A 6,923-nucleotide genomic window follows, 5' to 3' on the forward strand; every position below is an offset into this window, starting at 1 on the left:
CCGCGAGCGCCTCTTCCCAGCGCCCCAGGCGGCCGAGGTTGACGCCGAGTCCGTGCCGGGCGCGCAGGGTCTCGGGGTGGGCGGGGCCGTGCACTCTGGTGCGGTCGTCGATCAGGTCGCGGTACAGCTCCAGGGCCTGCGCGCTGCGACCGAGCCGGCCCAGGCTGATGCACACCTCGTAGCGGGCGGAGAGCGTGTCCGGGTGGTCGGGGCCGAGCGCCCGCGCCCGCGCCCCGGCCACCTCCCGGTAGGTGCGCAGCGCCTCCGGCCAGCTTCCCAACTGGCCCAATGCGTAAGCGACTTCGTAGCGGGTGAGCAGGGTGTCCGGGTGGTCGGGACCGAGCACCCGCGCACGGGCGTCCGCGACCTCGCTCGCCATCCGGTAGGAGTCCTCCGGACGGCCCAGTCTGCTCAGGTTGAAGGCGAGGTTGTGGCGGCAGCGCAGGGTGTCCGGATGGTCGGGCCCCATGGCGCGCTCCCGGGCGGCGAGCACGGTCGTATAGGCCTGGTGCGCCTCGAAGTGACGGCCCAACCGGCCCAGGACGTAGGCCGTTTCCTGTCGGGCGGCCAGGGTGTCGGGGTGGTCGGGGCCGAGTACCCGTTCCCTGACCCCGGCGACGTGCGCGTAGGCGTCCAGCGCGTCCGCCGGCCGGCCGGTGCGGCTGAGCGTGAAGCCGACCTCGTACCGGCTGGCGAGCGTGTCGGGGTGGTCGGGGCCCAGGACGTGCTCCCGTTCGGCGGCGACCGCGCGGTGCACCTCGCCCGCCTCGGTCCACCGGCCGAGCCGGCCCAGGCTGAGTCCCGCGTCGTGCCGCCCCGCCAGGGCGGTGAGCACCTCCGGCGACGGCGTGGGGAGTTCGGTGCGGTCCGGCGGTCCGGAATCCGTCGCCGACGTACCCACGGTCCATTCGCCGGTCAGTCCGGCCGCCGCGTCCGGCGGTGTGACCCGCGGCCCGACGCCGGTCGCCTTGTGGCCGGTGGTCATGCCCCGCGTCCAGGAGGGCAGCACAGGGTCATGGGACGGCGGCGGCTGCGCCTGCGACTGGGCCGAGGACGTAAGGCTCCGCCGGCCGGGAGCCGGCCCGTGGAGGACCGGGGACACGACCGTCGGCACGTGCACCGGAGTCGTACGGCCCTCGCTGAGCCGGCGGCCGAGCTCACGGGCGTCCCGCGGCCGCCGGTCCGGCTCCTTGGCCAGCAGGTCCAGGATGATCCGCTCGACGTACTCGGGCAGCTCGGCCCTGTGCCTGCGCGGCGGCTCGGGAGAGGTGTCGCGGTGGCTGATGAGGACCGCCCACGCGTCGTCGTGAGCGAACGGCGGTGCCCCGGTGGCGATCTCGTAGAGCACGCATCCGAAGGAGTACAGATCGCTGCGGCGGTCGACCTCGACACCGCTGATCTGCTCCGGCGACATGTAGTACGGGGTGCCCATCGCGATACCGGTGCCGGTCAGCCGGGCCGTGAGGCCGATGTCGTGGCCGAGCCTGGCGATGCCGAAGTCGCAGATCTTCACGGTGCCGTCGGCGAGCCGCATGATGTTCGCCGGTTTCAGGTCCCGGTGCACGATGCCCTGCTGATGGGTGTACGCGAGCGCGGCCGACACCTGGTCGGCGATGTCGACGACATCGGCGACCGGCAGCGGACGCTGCTCGTTCTCCCCCAGCAACTGACCGAGGTTGTGCCCCTCCAGCAGCTCCATGACCAGGTACAGCACGCCGTCGGACTCACCGAAGTCGTGTACCACGGTCACCCCGCGGTGCTGCAGCGCGGCGGCCACCCGGGCCTCACGCCGGAACCTCTCCCGCAGGACACCGGTGAGGGACGGGTCGTGGTGCGGGCCGAGAGGCTTGAGGCACTTGACGGCGACCTGCCGCCCCAGCGACTCGTCGCGGGCGCGCCACACCTCGCCCATGCCTCCCCGCCCGATCATGTCGAACAGCCGGTACCGGCCCTGGATCAGCCTGGTCTGCGCCATCTCGTGCGATCGCCCCCGTCGCTGCTCGCCGCACCCTCCCCTGGCCTGTCCAGTATGGCGAGTTGTCTGTCGACTTTGTACGGCACCCGGAGCGAGCCGGGGCCGAGCCACGCCATGCCCGCAGCACGCGCTCGGACGGGCGTAGCCGGTGAAGACGTCCGGGAACGCGCCGCGGTACGACGCCCGCGACAGGCACCCGCCGGGTCCCCGTGCCGGGCGGCGGGGCCGGTCCGCCGCGCACCTCGTGGGCGTACGGCGGCGGAGCGGCGTACGCCGGCCGCACCACGCGCCGCGACAGCACGACGCGCGCCGGAGTGACGTGCACCGCAGCCGCCTGGCGGGAGCCGCCCGGCCTGCCTCGCACTCCTCGACGCTCTCCGGGTCCCGGCCCCCGTGCGATCACCCCTCGAGTGCTCCGGTCGTGCCGGCGGGGATGTCGGTCGTGGGTGCCAGAATCGGCGGCATGACGCTCTGCGACTACTTCTCCGCCGCCGACGATCAAGCCGCCGTCGCCGTGGACGGATCGCCGGGAGGACCGGGCCCGGCCGGGTTCGATGCGGTCTCCCTGAAGGGCATCGACCCGGTGGTCGCCATCGCCCGGCTCGAGGCGATCGCGACCGACTGCAGCTACGAGGAGGCCGGTCGACGCCCACGCGCCGGGCAGCTGTTGTCCGAGGCGCACGGCCAGGGCCCGCTCGTGTTCAGCCTGTCGGACACCTTGGTGACCGCCCTCGTCACAGCGACCCGAGGCGATTTCCGGCGCTTCGCGGAGTCGTGGTCCATGACCGCCGAACTGCGGCAGAACCAGGTCGACGCCGAGACGGCCCGGGGCGCCCTGGAAGCCCTGGCCGGTTTGGCCCGCCGCGCTCAGCCGGCCGGCCTGCGCCTGTACTGCTGGTGGTCACTGTGAAGGACCGGGCTTCCACACCGGGAGGTCAACGCCGCACCCGCGGCATCCCCAGCCCGATCCACGAGATGATCTCGCGCTGGATCTCGTTGTTGCCGCCGCCGAAGGTGAAGATCACCGCCGACCGGTAGCCGCGTTCCAGCTCGCCGTGCAGGACCGCGCCCGCCGAGCCCTCCTTCAGGACACCCGGCGCGGCGACGATCTCCATGAGCCAGGCGTACGCGTCCCGGCGCGCCTCGGAGCCGTACACCTTGACCGCGGAGGCGTCCTGCGGGGTGAGGGTGCCCTGCTGGACGGCGTTCACCATCTGCCAGTTCAGGAGCTTCATGGCGTCGAGCCGGGTGTGGGTCTGCGCGAGCCGGCGGCGCACCCAGGGAAGGTCGACGACCCGGCGGCCGTCGGCGAGCTTGGTCTCCATGGCCCAGCGCTGGACGTCGTGGAGGGCGCGGATCGCCATCGTGCCGTGGGCGGCGAGGGTGACGCGCTCGTGGTTGAGCTGGTTCGTGATCAGCCGCCAGCCCTTGTTCTCCTCGCCGACCCGGCGGGAGACGGGGACGCGGATGTTCTCGTAGTAACTGGCGGTGGTGTCGTGCGAGGCGAGGGTGTTGATGAGGGTGCAGGAGTAACCGGGGTCGGAGGTCGGTACGAGGAGCATGGTGATGCCCTTGTGGGGCGGGGCGTCCGGGTCGGTGCGGACGGCGAGCCACACCCAGTCGGCGGTGTCGCCGTTCGTCGTCCAGATCTTCTGCCCGTTGACCGTGTAGTGGCCGGTGGTCTCGTCGCCCTCGCGTACGGCCCGGGTCTTCAGCGCGGCCAGATCGGTGCCCGCGTCGGGCTCGCTGTAGCCGATCGCGAAGTCGATCTCGCCGGAGAGGATCCTGGGCAGGAAGTACCCCTTCTGCTCCTCGGTGCCGAACCGCATGATCGTCGGGCCGACGGTGTTCAGCGCCATCAGGGGCAGCGGTACGCCCGCCTGGGCGGCCTCGTCGAAGAAGATGAACTGCTCCATGGGCGTGAGTCCGCTGCCGCCGTACTCCTTGGGCCAGCCCGCACCGAGCCGGCCGTCCGTGCCGAGGCGGCGGATCGTCTCACGGTAGAACCGCTTCTGCGCCGCCGGATCGCCGTACCGGGCATAGGCGTTGTCCGGCACCAGCCCGGCGAAGTAGTCACGCAGCTCGGTCCGCAACCGCTGCTGCTCCGGCGTGTATTCGAGATGCACGGCGCCTCCTGGCTCCCCAAGGCGGGACCTGACGGCGCACACCGTAGAACGTGTTCCAGAAATAGGGAATGGCGGCGACATGCGTGAGGGGGCGCCCCGGCGGGCGCCCCCTTCGGTCCGGGCCGTCAGTGGCAGGGGAATCCGAGGAGGTGGCGGGCGTCGTGCACCCACTCGTGGACGTTCTCGCCGGACACGAGGGAGGTGGCGCCCTGCTCGGCGCCGACGAAGTAGAGCAGGACCAGCATCAGGACGCCGAAGAAGACCGCCCAGGGGACGATCGCGCCGATCGGCAGCTTGGCGGGAACGGCGGTGGGGGTGGCGGTCGGCTGGGCGACGGACTGCGCCATGGGGCAGTACCTCCTGGGGAACTCGCGTCCCGTCTCGGTGGTGCACAGGACGACAGCCCCGGGTCTGACTCGCCCGGCCTGGGCCGCCCCTGGGAGGGGTGACGTCCGCCGGGCATACAGTGGCGCGACCGTGCCGGACTCCCACCGGACTTCCGCCGAACCGTCGTCAATATCATCCAGACCGTACCGCGAAGCCGGGGCCCGGCCAAGGGCGCGCGACCGCACCGCCGTTGCGCCGCGGGGCCGGGGTGACGTCGGCGGATTCCCTGTTCCGGCAGGGGGTTTCGGGCACGGGTGAACACGACAGCGCACGAGAGTGAACGTATGACGAGCCGAGTGATCTTGATCTCAGCCGCGCTCAGCGCGGCGCTGCGGGAGGCCCGCTTCGACGAAGGGGGCCGGGTGGAAGCCGCGGGACTGCGGCTCGCACGGGCCGCCGCGGGCTCGGTCCCCGGCGCGGAGCGACTGTGGGTCTCCCCCACCGTGCGGTGCCGCGAGACCGCCGCCGCGCTGGGCCTCGACGCGGTGCTCGACGTCCCGGAGCTGGCCGGCCTGGACGTCGGCCGATGGCGTGGCGCGACACTGGAGGAGGTCAGCTCGAAGGAGCCGGAGGCGGTGGCCCAGTGGCTCGGCGATCCCGGCGCGGCACCGCACGGCGGGGAGTCGGTGCGGGCGTTCTGCGACCGGGTGGCGGGCTGCCTCGACACGGCCGCGCGGTCGACGGGCCGGACCGTCGCCGTGGTGGAGCCGGAGGTGGTACGGGCTCTGGTGGTACGGGTGTTGGGCGCACCGGAGTCGGCGTTCTGGCGGGTCGACGTACCGCCCCTGACCGCCACCGAGTTCAGCGGCCGCTCCGGGCGCTGGAACGTACGGGCCGGACGGCCGCTCGCCCGGCCGGCGGGAACGGGTGACTCAGACGGGTGACAGCGTCGCGAGGAAGTCCGTGCAGGCCTGGGCGCACGCGCGACAGGCCCGTGCGCTGACCTGCGCGCCGGGACACCGGTCGAAGACGTCCGCACACTCACGGCAGACGGACCGGCACCACTCGACCTGGACACGGATGCCCGCCTCGCCCCGGGGGTGCTGCCCGTCCAGGACGAGGCAGGTCGCGTCGCACACCTCGGCGCACATGAGGCCCATACGGCGCGCGAGTTGCCGCACCTCGGATCCGTCGGGATCCAAGGAGCTCGCCCGCAGCGCACAGGCGCGGGCGCACTCGACGCAGGCCTGCGCGCAGTCGAAGCGGTCCTCCAGGAAACGGATCGGTTCCCGCTCGGGTGCCGGTGCGGTCGTCTGCTTCGTCTTCGTCCTCGTCGTGGTCACCCGGCGCGGGTAGCCCCCCGGGGGCCGCGCCAAACACCGGGTGGACGATCGGCCCCGGGGGGCGCGGCTCACCGGCCCGCGGCCTCCGCCGCCTCGCGCGAGATCCGCTCGAACTGCGCGCCCATCGCCTCGGAGAGCGCGTGGGCCGCCGAGAGCGGGCGGACCATGACCATCAGGTCGTCGATCTTGCCGTCCTCGTCGAAGTGCAGGAAGTCGCAGCCGTTGATCTCCTTGTCGCCCACCTTCGCCGTGAAGACCAGTGCGTGGTCACGGCCGTCGGCACCCGCGATCTCCCGTACGTAGCGGAAGTCGGTGAAGACGCGGGTGACGCCGCGCAGGATGGCCGCGGTGATCGCCTTGCCCGGGTAGGGCTTGAAGGCGACGGGGCTGGTGAACACGACGTCGTCGGCCAGCAGTTCCTCGACCGCGGCAAGGTCGCCGGCCTCCACGGCCTTGCGGAAGGGGTGCATCGGTGGTCCCCGCTCTCATAGTCAACTAATTGAATAGGTGCGTAAGAGATTAGTCGCGGGGGTGTGTGCCGTCTAGCCTTGGCCCATGGCATTGCGCAACGCGGTCCTCGCCGCGCTCCTGGAGGGTGAGGCGTCGGGATACGACCTGGCCAAGGAGTTCGACGCCTCGGTGGCCAACTTCTGGATGGCGACCCCGCAGCAGCTCTACCGGGAGCTCGAGCGGATGACGTCCGAGGGGCTCATCGGAGCCCGGCTGGTGCGGCAGGAGCGGCGTCCGAACAAGCGGGTCTTCTCCCTCACCGCGGCGGGCCGCGCCGCCCTGCGCGAGTTCACGGCGGACCCTCCGAAACCCACCGCCATCCGCGACGAACTGCTGGTCAAGGTGCAGTCCGTCGACGCGGGCGACGACGCGGCCGTACGGGCGGCGATCGCCGAGCGGCTGGAGGCGGCGCGCGCCAAGCTGGCCCGCTACGAGCGGCTGCGCGCCCGCCTGCTGGACGGACGCACCGAGGACGAGTACCTGGCCCGCGCGGAGCGTGTGGGCCCCTATCTCACCCTGATGCGCGGACGCTCCTTCGAGGAGGAGAACATCCGGTGGGCGGAGCGGGCCCTGGACATCCTGGAGCGGCGGGCCGCGGTGCGCCGCTCGTGACCCGGGCAGGAACTGGGCAGGAACTGGGCA

Annotated in this window: 8 protein-coding genes and 1 riboswitch; of the genes, 3 read left to right on the top strand and 5 right to left on the bottom strand. The window is 72.4% G+C overall.

The window, feature by feature from the left end; all coding sequences use genetic code 11:
* Positions 1–1,975, bottom strand: a 1,975-nt coding sequence (locus ABZV34_RS36195; RefSeq protein ID WP_356286534.1) for a tetratricopeptide repeat protein, incomplete at its 3' end; no start/stop codon positions are given.
* 433 nt (positions 1,976–2,408) lie between these two features.
* Here ABZV34_RS36195 and ABZV34_RS36200 point away from each other — a divergent pair.
* Positions 2,409–2,885, top strand: a complete 477-nt coding sequence (locus ABZV34_RS36200; protein WP_356286537.1) for a hypothetical protein — start codon at positions 2,409–2,411, stop codon at positions 2,883–2,885.
* Between the two features lie 25 nt (positions 2,886–2,910).
* Here ABZV34_RS36200 and ABZV34_RS36205 read toward each other — a convergent pair whose 3' ends face one another.
* Together ABZV34_RS36205 and ABZV34_RS36210 are read right to left on the bottom strand one after the other, a co-directional pair.
* On the bottom strand, positions 2,911–4,101 hold the full coding sequence (locus ABZV34_RS36205) for an acyl-CoA dehydrogenase family protein (RefSeq protein ID WP_356286540.1): 1,191 nt from the start codon (positions 4,099–4,101) through the stop codon (positions 2,911–2,913).
* Between the two features lie 125 nt (positions 4,102–4,226).
* A complete protein-coding gene (locus tag ABZV34_RS36210; protein ID WP_168526353.1) occupies positions 4,227–4,448 on the bottom strand; it encodes a CbtB-domain containing protein in 222 nt (73 codons plus the stop codon).
* Between the two features lie 62 nt (positions 4,449–4,510).
* Positions 4,511–4,602: riboswitch (cobalamin riboswitch) on the bottom strand.
* A 170-nt stretch (positions 4,603–4,772) separates the two neighbouring features.
* On the opposite strand from ABZV34_RS36210, the gene ABZV34_RS36215 reads away from it, so the two are divergent.
* Positions 4,773–5,372 carry a histidine phosphatase family protein gene (locus tag ABZV34_RS36215; RefSeq protein WP_356286544.1) on the top strand — a complete coding sequence of 200 codons (600 nt, stop codon included), beginning with the start codon at positions 4,773–4,775 and terminating at the stop codon, positions 5,370–5,372.
* Here the strand turns inward: ABZV34_RS36215 and ABZV34_RS36220 are convergent.
* Positions 5,361–5,771 carry a four-helix bundle copper-binding protein gene (locus tag ABZV34_RS36220; RefSeq protein ID WP_356286547.1) on the bottom strand — a complete coding sequence of 137 codons (411 nt, stop codon included), beginning with the start codon at positions 5,769–5,771 and terminating at the stop codon, positions 5,361–5,363. The genes ABZV34_RS36215 and ABZV34_RS36220 overlap by 12 nt on opposite strands.
* Positions 5,772–5,839: 68 nt before the next feature.
* Positions 5,840–6,241 carry a nuclear transport factor 2 family protein gene (locus ABZV34_RS36225; RefSeq protein WP_356286550.1) on the bottom strand — a complete coding sequence of 134 codons (402 nt, stop codon included), beginning with the start codon at positions 6,239–6,241 and terminating at the stop codon, positions 5,840–5,842.
* 85 nt (positions 6,242–6,326) lie between these two features.
* On the opposite strand from ABZV34_RS36225, the gene ABZV34_RS36230 reads away from it, so the two are divergent.
* Positions 6,327–6,893, top strand: coding sequence for a PadR family transcriptional regulator (locus ABZV34_RS36230; RefSeq protein WP_356286553.1), 567 nt, complete (start codon positions 6,327–6,329; stop codon positions 6,891–6,893).
* The last annotated feature ends 30 nt before the right edge of the window (positions 6,894–6,923 follow it).

It is taken from the genome of Streptomyces sp. NPDC005195 (assembly GCF_040608315.1).
Taxonomy (GTDB): Bacteria; Actinomycetota; Actinomycetes; order Streptomycetales; family Streptomycetaceae; genus Streptomyces; species Streptomyces kaempferi.